Here is a 15,660-nt window from a genome sequence, read left to right as displayed (position 1 = left end):
GAGGTGAGTGATGAACAAATGGTGGGGATTTTTATTCAGTCTTTGGCTGTTATCCGGCTGTGCGCCGCAATACGAAACCCGCTATGAATTCACACCACCGACAAGTACCGGCGGTCTGAGTTGTCTCAACCGCTGTGAAACTCAAACGCGCACCTGCAACTTGCAATGCAATCTGCAATACGGTCAATGCAGTGCCAAAGCTGAACAACAGGCTAAAACCGAACTTCCCGCAAAACTCAGTGAATACGACACCCGTTTGGCTGCGTGGCAACGTGAAATGGAACGTTATCAAACCGATTTGCGCTTTTACGAAATGGAATTGCGTCAGCGTGAATTGCAACACGATCTGCGGCGGCTTACCTGTGACCGCGACGGTAAAGAATCAGCCAGTTGCTTACACCACCATTCCCTGCTCAATGGCATGACCTTGCTGAATGAGCCAAGTCGCCCGGATAAGTTACCGGCAAAACCGACGTTGAGCAGCGAAACCGCCCGCATTCGTGATCTAATTTGTAGCAATGAATGCCAATGTGATGCGCAGTACCGCCAGTGCTATACCAGTTGTGGCGGGGCAGTGAAGCCTTATCAGTTTTGCGTGGAGAATTGCCCCAAATAATCCGCTATAATCCCGCGCTTACCCACAAAGCTGCTGGCATATTGTCAGTAGGCTTTGTATGCTTCGCCCCTTTGATCACCAGTGAAAAGCAAGCCTAGGCTATGAGTAATATGCAGGAACAGTATCAACCGCAATCCTTGGAACCGGAAATTCAGCAATTCTGGGAACAACAACGTACCTTTGAAGTCACCGAAGACCCTAACAAGGAAAAGTATTACTGCCTCTCCATGTTTCCTTACCCCAGCGGCGTGCTGCACATGGGGCATGTCCGCAATTACACCATCGGTGATGTGATTGCACGTTTCCAGCGGATGCAGGGTAAAAACGTGTTGCAACCGATGGGTTGGGATGCGTTCGGTTTGCCTGCTGAAAATGCAGCCATCAAAAACAATACTGCTCCCGCTGCTTGGACTTACAAAAACATTGGTTACATGCGCAGCCAACTCAAGTCGATGGGGTTGGGTATTGATTGGTCACGTGAAATTGCCACTTGCGCACCTGACTATTACCGCTGGGAACAATGGTTTTTTACCCAATTATATGAAAAAGGGCTGGTATACCGTAAAAAATCCACGGTAAATTGGGATCCGGTTGACCAAACGGTATTAGCTAATGAGCAGGTCATTGATGGACGTGGCTGGCGTTCTGGTGCATTGATTGAACAGCGTGAAATTGACCAGTGGTTTCTGAAAATTACTGCTTATGCTGATGAATTGTTGGAAGAAATCGGCAAGATGCCGGGCTGGCCTCAACAAGTGCGTACCATGCAAGAAAACTGGATTGGGCGTTCGGAAGGGGTAGAGCTCGAATTTGGTTTGGCAGGTTCAGATAGCAAGTTAAGTGTGTTCACCACCCGCCCAGATACTTTGATGGGAGTGACCTATGTCGCAGTTGCGGCACAACATCCACTTGCGCTGAAAGCAGCAGCTACTAATCCTGCACTAGCCGCTTTCATCGAAGAATGCAAACTGGTCAAAGTCGCCGAAGCCGATATGGCTACGATGGAAAAGAAGGGTATGGCGACGGGAATCATGGCGCTGCATCCGGTAACGGGCGCGAGTGTGCCGGTCATGGTCGCCAATTTCGTGCTGATGTCTTATGGCTCTGGGGCGGTGATGGCGGTTCCGGCACACGATCAGCGTGACTGGGAATTTGCCAAGGCTTACGACTTGCCCATTAAGCAGGTGATTGCGCCAGCAGATGAACGTGAAATTGATTTGAATACCGCCGCGTTTACCGAAAAAGGCATATTGATCGATTCGGGGGAGTTTAACGGGCTGACCTCTGCCGCTGCCTTTGAAGCCATTGCTGATTATTTGTCAGGTAAGGGTAAGGGGCGGCGACGGATTAATTTCCGGTTGCGTGACTGGGGTGTTTCACGGCAACGTTATTGGGGGTGCCCGATTCCCATCATTTATTGTGATGATTGCGGTGCTGTACCCGTACCGGAAAAAGATTTGCCGGTGATTTTGCCCGAAGACGTGACCTTTGATGAAACCGGTGGCTCACCAATTAAACGGATGCCTGAATTTTACCAAACGGCTTGTCCATGCTGTGGAAAACCCGCTACTCGCGAAACCGACACGTTCGACACGTTTTTTGAGTCCTCGTGGTATTACGCTCGCTACACATGCCCCGATAGTGATGAGGCAATGCTGGATTCACGGGCTAATTATTGGCTACCGGTTGATTATTATATCGGCGGTATTGAACACGCGATTTTGCACTTGTTGTATTCGCGTTTCTTCCATAAATTGATGCGCGACAACGGCTTAGTGGATTCTGATGAACCGTTTACTAACTTGTTGACCCAAGGCATGGTGTTGGCAGAAACGTTCTACCGTGAGAAAGAGAACGGTGGTCAGGATTGGTTCCAACCCACGGCGGTGACGGTCGAGCGCGATGACAAAGCCCGTGTGATTGGTGCAACGTTGATTGCTGACGGTTTACCGGTGCAGTCAGGCGGCATTACCAAAATGTCCAAATCCAAGAATAATGGCGCTGACCCGCAGGAAATGATTGAGAAATACGGAGCGGATACGCTGCGTTTGTTCTCGATGTTTGCCGCACCGCCGGATCAAAGCATGGAATGGTCAGATTCTGGTGTAGAAGGAGCGCAACGGTTTTTACGTCGTCTTTGGAAACAGGTGTTTGACCATGTGTCTGTTGGTATCACCGCGCCATTGGATACGACGAATTTGGATGATGCACAGCAAGCCTTGCGCCGTAAAGTCCACCAAAGTGTGCAGAAAGTGGGGGATGATATGGCGCGTCGACACACGTTCAACACTGCGGTTGCTGCGAATATGGAATTACTGAATGATATTTCACGTTTTGCTGATGAAACTATGCAAGGCCGCGCCATACGCCAAGAAGCTTTGGAATGTGTTGTGTTGATGCTTGCACCGATTACACCGCACATCTCTCATGCACTTTGGCAAGCTTTAGGACATAATGAAGCGGTTGTGGATGCACGTTGGCCTGCTGTCGATGAAGGTGCTTTAGTACAAAATACCTTAGAACTCATTGTTCAAGTGAACGGTAAAGTACGTGGTAAAGTGCAAGTGAGCGCGAATACGGCTGAAGATGTTATTAAGGCAACGGCATTAGCTAATGAAAATGTTCAGAAGTTTCTTGACGGTTTGACCGTGCAAAAGGTCATTGTCGTGAAAGGCCGTCTGGTTAATATTGTGGCGAACTGATGAAGACTTTGTTGTTGCTGTTAAGTCTGTCGATGTTGCTGTTAGGTTGTGGCGGTGAGCCATTTCATCTGCGGGGCAGTAAACCCTTGCCCGAGTTGATGAGCCAAGGTATTTACATACAGGGGGTTGATCCGCGCAGTGATTTTGGGTTGGTCTTACGCGATAGCTTAGAAGACGCAGGAGCAAATATTGAGCAAAGCGAGCAAGATGCTGTCACAATACTCAGTATTACTAATGTGCGTGAAAACCGTTCCGTATCGGGTTACTCTTCGACAAGGCAAGTGCGTGAGTTTAACCATAGCCTTACGGTTGACTTCCGCGTTAAAACCCGTTCAATGGTTGAAGGGATAGAACGTTCTGTCAATGCAGAACGTTCCCAAGTCTACGATGGTCAGTACGTGTTAGGCACAGCCGAAGAAGAAAACGTTATCAAGGAAGAGTTGCGCCATGAAGCTGTGCGTTTAATCCTATTGCGCTTGCAAGCTATCCGATAACCTTCGCATTGTGTTGCACAATGGTTGCCAGTGCGGACGAATCTAATTCGCCATTACCAGCGTCCACTAATGCCTGCATATAATCAGCAGCGCGTTGTGTTCCCGGTAAGTTCAAACCAAATGCTGTTAGCGTATCGGTCACAATATGCATATCCTTATTATGCAAGTGTGCTTTAAAACCGGGTTGGAAGTTTTCTGTTAAAATGCGTTGCCCGTGTAATTCCAACACCTTTGAGTAGGCAAAACCACCTAACAAGGCTGCACGGATTTTAGCAGGATCAACCCCAGCCGCTTTCGCCAATTCAAATGCTTCTGTTACTGCAATGACAGTTTGTGCTGCAATCAATTGGTTACAGGCTTTGGCAAGTTGACCTGCGCCATGATCACCGATGTGAGTGATGGTTTTACCCATGACCGCAAGGGCAGGGCGCACGTAATCCAAATCTTCTGCTTTACCCCCTACCATAATCGTCAGTGTCCCCGCCATTGCACCGACATCCCCCCCAGAAACGGGGGCATCCAACATACGAATTCCTTTTTCTGCCAACTTTTCAGCAATTTTACGGGTTGTAACGGGTGAAATAGTGCTCATATCCACCACGAGTAAACCTGCTTGACCACCTTCGATAACGCTATTGTCGCCCAGTAAAACGGCTTCAACATCAGGTGTGTCAGATACCATGGATATCGCAATATCGACTTGAGCTGCAAGGGCAGCCGGTGTTGGCGCAAATGCAGCCCCCATATCCAGCAATTCTTGAGCTGATTCGCGACGACGTGCATAAACTATCAAAGGGAAACCTGCACTCAACAAATGTTTGCACATGGGACGTCCCATAATGCCGGGACCAATCCAGCCGATAGTAGGTTGCGTAGTCATGGGCATCATTATCCTCTGGGTAAGTTTGGTGTTGGAAGATGTTAGCACAAGCACGAAAGATGATAGAATTCCGATTTAATTTCAAACCCTCGGTCAACATATGCAGTCAGATAACGCAACGCCTTTGCAGTGGTTTTTCGCTTGCCCCCAATTTATCGAACCATTGTTGGCTGATGAGCTTAGTCGTTGCGGTGCAGAGTCGGTAAAAATTGGTCATGCAGGTGTTCAAGCATGGGGCGATTTACGCTTTGGGTATTATGCGATGCTGTGGAGTCGGTTAGCTTCGCGTGCCACGTTACAACTGGCTCAGGGTTTTGGCAAGAATCAAGCAGAATTGCAAACCTTGTTGCATTCTATTGACTGGCAACAACATTTACGCCCAGAAGGTACGTTGAAAGTACGCTTTTTTGGTTTGAATGACGATATTCGCAATACCCAATTTGGGGCGCAATGGGTTAAAGATCAGATTGGTGATCAATTCCGTAGCCAACATGGCATACGTCCTAGTGTTAGTAATACGCCCGACCTTGTAGTAGTTGTAAATTTGCATAAGGGTAATGCAAGTATCGGTATTGAGCTGAATCAGCATAGCTTACACCAACGCGGTTATCGTGACTTGGATACACATGCCCCCATGCGGGAAAATTTAGCTGCTGCATTATTAATTCGGGCAGGTTGGCCTGAGTTAGTGGTTAGTGAGGCAGAATCAGTGGCACTGATTGATCCGCAATGTGCGGCTGGTACGTTTTTGATCGAAGGTGCTTTAATGGCGTTGGATATTGCCCCAGGATTATTACGTCAACATACGGTTGCTGAACGTTGGCTAGGGCATGATGCTGAGTTATGGAACACGTTATATGCGGAAGCACAAGATCGTCGTGTCACAGGGCTTGCCAATGCTGAACGTTTTGAATTTTGGGGTAACGATCGCGATGCCGCAGTAATGGCCGCACGGGCAGATTGGCGTTCTATTGATTTGCCAGCAGCGCGTTGGACGCAATGCTCGCTAACTGCTATGCCTGCACCAACTATAGCTGACAAAGCTCTGGTTATTAGTAATTTACCTTTTGAAATAAATGCCAATATCGTCACAGTAAAACCTCATTATGATGCGCTCAGTGCATGGATGACGAGTTTACCACCAGGCTATCGAGGGGCTTTGTTTGCAGAAGCAGCCGCACCTATTTCCTTGACTAATTTGTTTTACAGTAAAGAATACCGTTTTTTAAATGGTGAAACCGAATCCAAACTTTATACATTTGAGCGGTTGGTACAGAAAGAGCATCCTGCCATTTGGATTTCTGATGACCTTGCTAACCGAATTACGAAGAACTTACGTAAGTTAAAAAACTTTATCAAACAAAGGGATATAAATGCGTATCGTGTATACGATATGGATATTCCTGAATATGCAATTGCCGTTGATCGTTATGCCGATTGGTTACATGTCCAAGAATATGCCCCCCCTAAAACTATTGACGATAAAGTCGCAGAACAACGTTTACAGCAAGCCTTGCTGACATTACCTGCTGCGTTAGGTGTTGACCCAAACAAAATCGTCTTAAAACAACGTCGCCAACAAAAAGGTAAGAATCAATACGAAAAACAGGGGAGGGCAGAACAAGCGTTGACGGTCACTGAGCACGGGATACTTTTCAAAGTGAATTTAACCGATTATTTAGATACCGGTTTATTCTTGGATCACCGCCCTATGCGTTATTGGTTGCAACAACATTCCAAAAATAAAAAAGTGCTGAATTTATTTTGTTATACCGGAACAGCCAGTGTTCATGCCGCCATCGGTGGTGCTGATCGTGTTGACAGCGTGGATATGTCTGCTACGTATTTGGAGTGGGCAAAAGACAATTTCAGTTTGAACAATTTGCAACATGATCCCTACCGACGTTACCGTTTCATCCAAGCGAATGTGTTGGAGTGGCTATACGATTGTGATGAGTATTACGACCTGATTTTTCTTGATCCACCCACATTCAGTAACTCTAAACGTATGCAAGATACATTTGATGTACAACGTGATCATGTTGCATTGATTGACGATGCCATGCGCATATTGTCACCTGATGGTACGCTGATTTTTTCTAATAATTTCCGTAAGTTCAAGTTAGATACTGAAGTAGAAAACAAATACGCAGTGCAGGACTACCGTAAGCAATCGTTGCCCTTAGATTTTGAACGTGACCCGAAAATCCATGGTTGTTGGCTAATCAAACACTAATAGGTCATTGTTATTACCCGAACAGTGTTAAACAATTTAATATTAAAATATTTTTAATAACGTATTTACGTAAATAAAAAATTTTACAATAAAAACAATGATTTATATTGAATTTGATATAAATATTAATGTATAATAAAAACGTACTTAGTTATCAGATAGAAACAACACTATGAGTAATGTCATCAAACTGCCCGAAACAGGTTCGCAAAACACCATTGAAATCGAAGAAGCGCCATCGGAATTTCCGATACCACACGAGGGCTGTTATTACGGCGTAGCAGGCCGCTTTGCCTTCGATGCTTGTTTACAATCGGAAGCTGATCCTATTGGTGTGCTTATTCATCTGCTGACATGGGCAGGTGCTTATTTTGGAAACAAAGCCGTTCTGAGATTGGGTGATGTGGAAGCACCGCCACGTTTATTCAGTGTGACGGCGAGTTCTGCTGGCGGGGGTAAGGGTACGGCTGCGGCTCCTGTTAGAAAATTGATGCAGGATTATGTCAATGTGCAGTTACGCAAAATGGGGTTACCACTTGCGCTATACCGTGATAGACCGATGTCGAGTGGGGAGGGGTTAGCATGGGCTGTACGTGACCCAGCCGATACAGAAGATGAGGATGGCAACCCAACCGATAAAGGCATCACGGACAAACGCCTGATGATTCTAGAAGAAGAGTTTGCTGCCGTTTTACAAGCGGCACGCCGAGAGGGCAATACAGTGTCTGCGGCGATTCGCCGTTTTTGGGATACTGGTAACTTTTCACCACTGACTAAAAATAACCGTGTTACCGTAACCGATGCGCATGTCTGTTTTGTCGGACACATTACTTACGAAGAGTTGGTAAAGCGTCTGGAACAAAGTGAATACGCTACAGCACTAGCCAGTCGTATTTTATGGATCTGCGTGCGCCGCCCCAAGATCGTGGCTATTCCTGAAAGCATTCCTGTCGTCAAAATGCTGCATTACGCTGATGCGGTTGCCAAAGCCATCCAATTCGCCAGCGATGTTAATGAGTTAACGTTATCGGCTCAATCACTGGAATTGTGGGGAACATTAGCACTGTCCTTAGCGAAGGTGAATTCACCGATGTCCGAGCGTTCGCGGGTACAAGTGTTACGCATTGCTTGTATTTTTGCCTTACTCGACTGCAAGGATGAAGTAGAGCCACAACATTTACGTGCTGCTACGTATATTTGGGATTATTGCCTTGGTAGTGTCGCCTACATTTTTGAAGGAGAACAGAACGAGGACGAAGGCAAGATTATCGCCGCCTTGCGCAAACACGGCAAGTTAACGACTACTCAGATCAGAGTGAATGTATTCCAGCAGAATATCAAATCTGCGGCAATGAACACGCTTCTTAAGTCATTGGAAACACAGGGAAGAATCAAGCGTAGTGTTAAACAACGTACTGATGGGCGCAGCGGGAAGCCTGCAACATTCTTTGAACTGGTGAGAAGCTAAATACGTAATAAATGTATTAATTATTTACAAATAAATTATTGAAAATATTAGTATTATACTTAATAAGTAATTACGTTTATGAATTTTAAATAAATAGTAAAAAACCTAGGGTATCCCATTCGCTACGTAAGTAAACATTTGGGATACCCTAGGTTTGGTGTGTTACTTTTGTGGTAACTGAACGCGAATATTCAATTCACGTAACTGTTTTGTATTGACCTCAGCAGGTGCATCAGTCAATGGGCAAGCAGCCGTTTGTGTTTTAGGAAATGCCATTACATCTCGGATAGACTGACTACCCGTCATCAACATGATCAAGCGATCTAACCCAAACGCTAAACCACCGTGAGGAGGGCAACCGTACTTCAATGCATTCAGCAAGAAGCCAAACTTTTCTTGTGCTTCTTCGTCAGAAATACCCAAAAGTTTGAAGACGGATTTCTGCATTTCCATATTGTGGATACGTACCGAACCACCGCCGACTTCTGTACCATTGAGTACCATATCGTAAGCAATTGACAGTGCTTTCCCTGGATTTGCCAACAATTCTTCTGGAGTGCCTTTAGGTGCTGTGAAGGGGTGATGTAGTGCAACCCAACGGTTATCTTTATCATCCCACTCAAACATTGGGAAATCCACGACCCATAAGGCAGCCCATTCACCTTGAATCAGACCACGATCATGACCCAACTTCACCCGTAAAGCACCTAAGGCATCGTTAACCACACGAGCCTTATCAGCACCGAAGAAAATCAAGTCGCCCGTTTGCGCACCGGTTCGTTCCATAATGCCAGTAACCGTTTCATCTGGCAGGAACTTCATGATCGGAGACTGTAAACCCTCACGCCCAGCGGCAATATCATTGACTTTAATATAAGCTAAACCTTTAGCCCCGTAACGCCCTACAAATGCCGTGTAGTCGTCGATTTCTTTACGGGACAGTTCACCACCATTAGGCAAACGCATTGCCACTACACGGCTGTCAGGGTCTTTGGCGGGTGCTGAGAACACCTTGAATTCGACACTTTCCATCAGATCACTGACTTCGATGAATTCGAGCGGGATACGCATATCCGGTTTGTCAGAGCCAAAACGGTGCATGGCTTCGGAGTAGGGCATACGTGGTAGTGGGTTAGGCAGATCGACACCTAAAGTTTCCTTGAACGTTGCCCGCATCATGGCTTCCATCAAACCCATGATGGCATTGTCATCCATAAAGGATGTTTCAATATCCAACTGAGTAAATTCAGGCTGACGATCAGCACGCAGGTCTTCATCCCGGAAACAACGTGCGAATTGATAGTAGCGATCCATACCTGACATCATCAACAATTGTTTGAACAACTGTGGTGATTGGGGCAGAGCAAAGAATGAGCCAGGGTGAGTTCGGCTAGGTACTAGGTAGTCACGAGCACCTTCTGGGGTTGCTTTCGTCAACATTGGTGTTTCAATATCGAGAAAACCATTGTCTTCAAGGAAACGACGTAAAAAGCCGGTGACTTTCGCACGCATTTGCATCCGTTTCTGCATTTCCGGGCGACGCAAGTCGATATAACGATAAGTCAGGCGCGTTTCTTCACCAACGTTATCTTCATCCAACTGGAATGGTGGTGTTTCTGATGTGTTCAATACATTCAGTTCAACACCGAGAATCTCGATTTGACCGCTGCGCAAGTTGGCGTTTTCAGTGCCAGCAGGGCGGCGACGTACTTTACCGACTACTTGTAATACGTATTCATTACGTGCTTTTTCAGCAGTATTAAAAACCTCTGCACGATCAGGATCGAATACGACCTGTACGATGCCTTCACGGTCACGCAAATCAATAAAAATGACGCCACCGTGGTCACGGCGACGGTTTACCCATCCACACAAAGTAACTTGCTGATCCAGCAGGGCTTCATCCACCTGCCCGCAATAATGGCTACGCATTGCTTCTTATTCCTGTTTGTTTCATTCTGCCCCGATTTTTATTTAAGCCGGGAACGTTGACTGTAAAGGCGGGAATGTTAAGCCCTGACAGCCTGATACGCAAGCCAGATACAGGAATGTGCTATGCGCCGTTACAAAGTAGAAAGCGTTGTGCCAAGAGAGTAGATCTTAGCTTCTAAATCACCACCTACGTGTTCGTATTCACCACGTAACTGCCAGTGATCGTTCAATTTATAACCTGCGCCGACACCAAGCAGTATATCTGTACCGTTCATACCATTTACGGGTATACCATTAGTATTAGCTTCAGCATCCCATGCCATGATCCCTACTCTGCCAGATAATGAGGTTTTATCATCGACTGCATAAGAACCAATCGTTGATAGCGCAAGCCCTGAACCCTTGACAGTAGATTTTTCCGAAGTGCTTGCACTTACTCCGTCATTACTGAATAAATTATAATATCCGCCTTCTATCGCTAAACTATTATTAAATTTATAACCAGTTGCCAATTTATAGCCAGTACTATCGCAAGCAATATTCTGAAAACTGCATTCAGCATCAGACTTTAGCAAGCTAAAACCAGCATAAAACTGACCAGGAGAGGTTTCATTGGCAGCAAATAAATCTTCTGCCAGTAAAGTAGTGGGACTAACTATCACACTGAGTAAACAGATTAAACTGTAAGCTTTCATTAGGGATTTTCCTTTTCACCGTTCCCTTTCTTAAAGGCATTGCAATAAGAAAGGGAGGAGGGGGTTAGTGGTTCAGAAAAGGGGGAAATTAATCAGAATGTTGCAAATGTTGCACCAACGGAATAGAGGTTGTTATTCAGCCCGTTAAAGTGTTCAGCTTCACCGCGTATCCCCCAGTTGTCATTGATTTTGTATTCAGCACCTGCGCCCAAGGATAGATCAACGCCGTCATTTGTTGTTGATAAGGTGTTGACACCTTGAATTTTTGCTGTCGTTTCTTTTTCCCACATCATCATGCCTGCTTTACCGAATAAGTTAAGTTCTTCAGTTAACTCAGTACTGGCGACACCTGAAACGTTGAATCCTGTTGCTTGAGCAGTGAGATCTGTTGCATTGGGAACGGCATTAACGCCAGGAATGACAGGTATAGCGCCGCTAGTAGATGCTTCACCAAAGTCAACATAAGCGCCTTCAACAGCCAGATTTGGTGTTACTTTGTAACCGCCAAATACCTTCCAGCCACTGGGAGTGGGACACTCAAAATCGCCCAGTAACGCCCCCGCTTGGTCGATAACAGAGTCACAAGTGCTATCACTGGATTGACCAATACTTGCCCCACCATAAATAGCACCAGCATCACCACTTTCAGAGCCACCAAACAAAGAACCGCCTGCAAATACCGGTGAATGTGAAATAGTAGCGATGACTGCCGCAAGCAGAATAGATTTTTTCATCATGGTCTGTACCCTTTTATTGTTTTAATTAAGCAACCATGATTATTTTATTCTGGTCTGTCGTGAGAGTTATGCTTTTTCCGATGAGTGGATTGACAAGATAAGATTTCTTCGCCTCTTCACGCAGGAGGAGGGAAGATATCTACAACTATTTAAACTATTTACTTACAGGCAGGACAGGCGCCTGTCCCACAAGCAGAAGAGGGAGCATCCGTGCTGGCAAGATTCTTTTTGTTGCCGCTTTTGAAGTCAGTCTCATACCAACCACCACCACCGAGACGGAAGGCGGCGGCGGTCACTGTTTTTGCCAAAGTGGATGCATGGCAAGCAGGGCACTCAGTTAACGGGGCATCTGACATTTTTTGTAATGCTTCCAGTTCATGACCACAAGCACTACATTGATAAGCGTAAATTGGCATATTTTAGACTCCAGTCTGTGTATATTAGCAGCTCATAATAATAGGGGCGTAGTTGCTTGAATTCAATGAATCACGTTACATTCTCTCTTCTGATGTGTAGAGGAGCTCAAAAAATATGCGCAATGTGTTAATTACTGGCTGTTCTAGCGGAATAGGTTACTGTGTAGCAAAAGGTTTACGCGAACGTGGCTACCAAGTGTTTGCTTCTGCCCGTAAAGCAGAGGATGTTGAACGCTTGGAAGGGGAGGGATTTAAAACACTACAATTGGATCTGGCTGACGCTGAAAGTGTAAAAGATGCCGTATATGAGTTGATGCTACGTACTAACAGTGAGCTGTATGCGGTGTTTCATAATGGTGCTTATGGTCAAGTAGGTGCATTGGAAGATTTATCACGTGAAGCCCTAGAGCAACAGTTTGCCACCAATGTGTTCGGCTGGCATCAATTGACGACGATGGTCATGCCATTGTTACGCCAGCGCAATGAAGGGCGGATCATTTATAACAGTTCTTTGCTAGGTTACGTGGCATTGCCGTTTCGGGGAGCCTATAATGCCAGCAAATACGCTGTAGAAGGTATCGCAGACACCTTACGTTTAGAACTAGCCGATACGGATATCAAAGTGTGCTTGATTGAACCAGGCCCCATTGAAAGCCGTTTTAGGTCTAATGCATTGCAGTCACTTAAAACACATGTAAGTATTGATCAAAGCGTGCATCGAGATAAATACCAAGGTGCAATACGCCGCTTAGAAAAAGAAGGGGCTGCTGCGCCGTTTACGCTGCCACCAGAAGCCGTGTTGGCGAAAGTTATTCATGCACTGGAAAGTCCTAAGCCTAAAGCACGTTATCCAGTCACTGTACCAGCGCATTTATTCTGGACATTGCGTAGGATTCTACCTACAACTTGGCTAGACCAATTATTAATTCGCATTTCAAGTAAAGAAAATCAATAGGTTGAATGTTATTATGAATGAAGTACTAGAATACCTTTTTTTTACACAAACTATCGCCGATCAATTTATTGATACATTACATGAGCATGATTTGCACTTTGAGCGCGAAATTGAGCCTGTGCAGGGCGCTATTGTCCTGAAAATTGCTGAAGGGGTAGATGATGATTTATGGGATAAGTTAGATGACTTGTATGATGAACTAAGTGAAGCTGACCAAGCGTTAGTAGAGGCGGGAATTGAAGATACTGACTCCAAAAGTACTGCTGGTATTTATCTGCAATTATCAGGGGGGCATCAAACCATTGCGCAAGTAGACCCTAATGTTATGGCTCGAATGCTGGCGGTCATCACAACCGATGAACTGAATGCATTTGTTGATACGATTGTACGCAGCGTAGAAACACCTGATGATTCTCCTATATGCAAACGCTAGTCCATTTTGCGTCTTTACCGTTTTGTCTACCTCCCATATATCTACATAACACTTATATTATGTCAATTTGACATAATATGTATTATGCGAAATAGGGAACTACCAAAGCACTGGAAAGGTTGGAGATTTTGGGAGGGCTATCTTATTGACCCTGACGGCAACCGCTACAGCCCCACCATGGTAAAGACCTCGCTTTTCACCCAAGAATTAGCCCATGAATTGACGGGAAGCCCTTTACAAGTGCTAAGCCTGAAAACGGAACTCAAACGACGGATAGCCCGAATAGAGGAATCCCCCGAAATCGTGATTCGATGGAACGGTCAAGAGGTGTCTGTGAAACTGCCAAAATCTTTATAATCAAATGCTTACAGGATAAACCTTATCCATTTCCTGAGCCAATACCGCCCCATCGTCAGTATCGAAACGTAACAGCTTGCCTTCCAATGCTTGCATAGCACCCTCCCAAAACAGCCGATTGCCATAATCCCCATTGGTAATAGAGTCAAATCGGTGTGAGAGAGACGCAAGGTAGGTTTCAGGCTTGTCAGGATGGCAATCGCCGCTAAAACGTAACGACTGCTGAACCGACTTTATTGGATCCCTAACCCCTTTCGGCATCCCCAAAGACAGCCCCAAGATACGTTCATTGTGCTGCTTGATGTGTACACGGAACCGGAACGGTACAGCGTCACAATCTGACCATAAATCTATTTGCATACGCTCACTTGATTAGTGTTACAGGAATCAAAAAGGAACCCACTGGACAAACGCCATAATCTCAGCAAGCTCAGCAGCACCGCCCCACATGACAGTCGAGGCAAGTGTCTTGTGGAGCCAGTGACCTTGCATAGCCCGCTTGTCAAAGGAGCAACGGAAGTTGTTCACCAGAACCTTAGTTCTGGCTACGCAATGGGAACCCGTGCCACTGATGAACGTCCAGACGGGCTTCATATTGCCGAAAGTACCCCAAAATCTGCCAACGCTGGTATAGCCCTCTGGGACTTGCTTTTGTTCCTGCTTACTTGCGTATTTAGTAGCGTAGAAGCTGGCAGCGTGAGGCTTGCGGACATACTCCAAACATGAGCGACCCGATAGCTTTCCAAGATGCCAATCCAGATGCTTAGGATCACCAGACCCCACAACCTTATACCAATGTTCAGCAACACCCTTGACCCCACATAGCGGATAATTAGAAATGAACAGGTGAAAGTGAGGCGCACCCCGCTGCTGAAACTCCAAGAACCAAAAAGCCCCGCCGACACCGTGACGTTTAAGCCATTTACGCATAACATCCAAATCACGCTTAACCTTGACGCCATCCGTTGGGAAAGTGTCAGGATAGGTGAGAGTCAAAAACGCATTAAAAGAGCCTTCAGGGACATTACGCGCCGTTAGTTTGAGACGCTTGATAGACTGCCTAGAGAGTTCCTTGATAACCCCCCTCTTCCCACCACCGGCATGGTTTTTGATAGCCCCGTTTTTCGTTGAATGCTTGATGACTACATCCTGTACACCCACCTGAATATCAATGATTTCCACACAATCGGAACGCGGAATGTAGGACATTACAGGAATGCCCGTGCCTGGTATCCAACGCACCATAGCGGCTTGCTTAGCTTGTAACAGCGCATCGCTTTCAGCCTGTTGCTGAATCTGACGATCAGCTAACCATTGATCAAGCACCCTTTCCGAATCCAATCGGAACTTGGACTTGATGACAGCAAACCCAGAAGGCTCAGGAGGCAACGGCTTAGCATCCAGAATAGGACAATCCCACACCTGAGATTCATCAAGCGGGACAACACAGCCTCCCGCTTCATCATCCCATTCTGCCCAATCTGGTACGCAATCCCAAGAAGACCCAGCAGTAACACCACTGGGAAGCTTGATAGCTGCATAGGAACTAGAAGGAAACGGAAAGCCAAGGAGGCTACGAACATAGAACGAACCTTGAAACGGTTCATCAATAGAATGGTTGCAGGTATCCCCCGCAGGCGTTACAGTACGCATGATCTAAACCTCTTGTTACGTAAGAGCTTTGGATTATCCAAAGCCGGACAGGTGCAAACTGTTCGGCTTTCTTACTTCCCACCCAG

14 protein-coding genes are annotated in these 15,660 nt (G+C 46.0%); 7 read left to right on the top strand and 7 right to left on the bottom strand.

The window, feature by feature from the left end:
• The first annotated feature begins 10 nt into the window (after positions 1-10).
• The 3 genes from QJT81_11405 to lptE all read left to right on the top strand — a co-directional run bounded on the left by QJT81_11405 (position 11) and on the right by lptE (position 3,812).
• Positions 11-616 carry a hypothetical protein gene (locus QJT81_11405; protein WGZ92486.1) on the top strand — a complete coding sequence of 202 codons (606 nt, stop codon included), beginning with the start codon at positions 11-13 and terminating at the stop codon, positions 614-616.
• A 110-nt stretch (positions 617-726) separates the two neighbouring features.
• Positions 727-3,318 (top strand): leucine--tRNA ligase, encoded by a 2,592-nt coding sequence (leuS, locus tag QJT81_11400; protein WGZ96474.1) that lies wholly within the window; start codon positions 727-729, stop codon positions 3,316-3,318.
• On the top strand, positions 3,318-3,812 hold the full coding sequence (gene lptE / locus QJT81_11395) for an LPS assembly lipoprotein LptE (GenBank protein ID WGZ92485.1): 495 nt from the start codon (positions 3,318-3,320) through the stop codon (positions 3,810-3,812). Before leuS ends, lptE begins: the two co-directional genes overlap by 1 nt.
• On the opposite strand, the gene QJT81_11390 is transcribed toward lptE, so the two are convergent.
• On the bottom strand, positions 3,802-4,692 hold the full coding sequence (locus tag QJT81_11390) for an NAD(P)-binding domain-containing protein (protein ID WGZ92484.1): 891 nt from the start codon (positions 4,690-4,692) through the stop codon (positions 3,802-3,804). The two genes, lptE and QJT81_11390, sit on opposite strands and share 11 nt — an antisense overlap.
• 100 nt (positions 4,693-4,792) lie before the next feature.
• Here QJT81_11390 and rlmKL point away from each other — a divergent pair, with 100 nt between their 5' ends.
• A complete protein-coding gene (rlmKL, locus tag QJT81_11385) occupies positions 4,793-6,928 on the top strand; it encodes a bifunctional 23S rRNA (guanine(2069)-N(7))-methyltransferase RlmK/23S rRNA (guanine(2445)-N(2))-methyltransferase RlmL (GenBank protein ID WGZ92483.1) in 2,136 nt (711 codons plus the stop codon).
• A gap of 172 nt (positions 6,929-7,100) precedes the next feature.
• Positions 7,101-8,396, top strand: a complete 1,296-nt coding sequence (locus tag QJT81_11380; GenBank protein WGZ92482.1) for a hypothetical protein — start codon at positions 7,101-7,103, stop codon at positions 8,394-8,396.
• 162 nt (positions 8,397-8,558) lie between these two features.
• On the opposite strand, the gene aspS is transcribed toward QJT81_11380, so the two are convergent.
• From aspS to QJT81_11360, 4 genes are all read right to left on the bottom strand, one after another.
• Positions 8,559-10,328 carry an aspartate--tRNA ligase gene (aspS, locus tag QJT81_11375; protein ID WGZ92481.1) on the bottom strand — a complete coding sequence of 590 codons (1,770 nt, stop codon included), beginning with the start codon at positions 10,326-10,328 and terminating at the stop codon, positions 8,559-8,561.
• A gap of 131 nt (positions 10,329-10,459) precedes the next feature.
• Positions 10,460-11,023, bottom strand: coding sequence for a porin family protein (locus tag QJT81_11370; protein WGZ92480.1), 564 nt, complete (start codon positions 11,021-11,023; stop codon positions 10,460-10,462).
• A gap of 92 nt (positions 11,024-11,115) precedes the next feature.
• Positions 11,116-11,760, bottom strand: coding sequence for an outer membrane beta-barrel protein (locus QJT81_11365; GenBank protein WGZ92479.1), 645 nt, complete (start codon positions 11,758-11,760; stop codon positions 11,116-11,118).
• 158 nt (positions 11,761-11,918) lie between these two features.
• Positions 11,919-12,176: a zinc ribbon domain-containing protein gene (locus tag QJT81_11360; GenBank protein ID WGZ92478.1), complete on the bottom strand. Its 258-nt coding sequence runs from the start codon at positions 12,174-12,176 to the stop codon at positions 11,919-11,921.
• 115 nt (positions 12,177-12,291) lie between these two features.
• Between QJT81_11360 and QJT81_11355 the strand changes: the two genes are divergently transcribed.
• Both QJT81_11355 and QJT81_11350 read left to right on the top strand, forming a co-directional pair.
• A complete protein-coding gene (locus tag QJT81_11355; GenBank protein ID WGZ92477.1) occupies positions 12,292-13,131 on the top strand; it encodes an SDR family oxidoreductase in 840 nt (279 codons plus the stop codon).
• A gap of 13 nt (positions 13,132-13,144) precedes the next feature.
• A complete protein-coding gene (locus QJT81_11350) occupies positions 13,145-13,564 on the top strand; it encodes a hypothetical protein (protein WGZ92476.1) in 420 nt (139 codons plus the stop codon).
• A 357-nt stretch (positions 13,565-13,921) separates the two neighbouring features.
• Here QJT81_11350 and QJT81_11345 read toward each other — a convergent pair whose 3' ends face one another.
• The gene (locus QJT81_11345; GenBank protein ID WGZ92475.1) at positions 13,922-14,281 is read right to left on the bottom strand and encodes a hypothetical protein; all 360 of its coding nucleotides are present in this window, start codon (positions 14,279-14,281) and stop codon (positions 13,922-13,924) included.
• A 27-nt stretch (positions 14,282-14,308) separates the two neighbouring features.
• Positions 14,309-15,574 (bottom strand): hypothetical protein, encoded by a 1,266-nt coding sequence (locus QJT81_11340; protein ID WGZ92474.1) that lies wholly within the window; start codon positions 15,572-15,574, stop codon positions 14,309-14,311.
• Positions 15,575-15,660 lie beyond the last annotated feature (86 nt).

Source organism: Candidatus Thiothrix putei (assembly GCA_029972225.1).
Lineage (GTDB): Bacteria > Pseudomonadota > Gammaproteobacteria > Thiotrichales > Thiotrichaceae > Thiothrix > Thiothrix putei.
The sequence above is the reverse complement of the archived record's forward strand: the minus strand, read 5'-3'. Positions and strand labels throughout refer to the sequence as shown.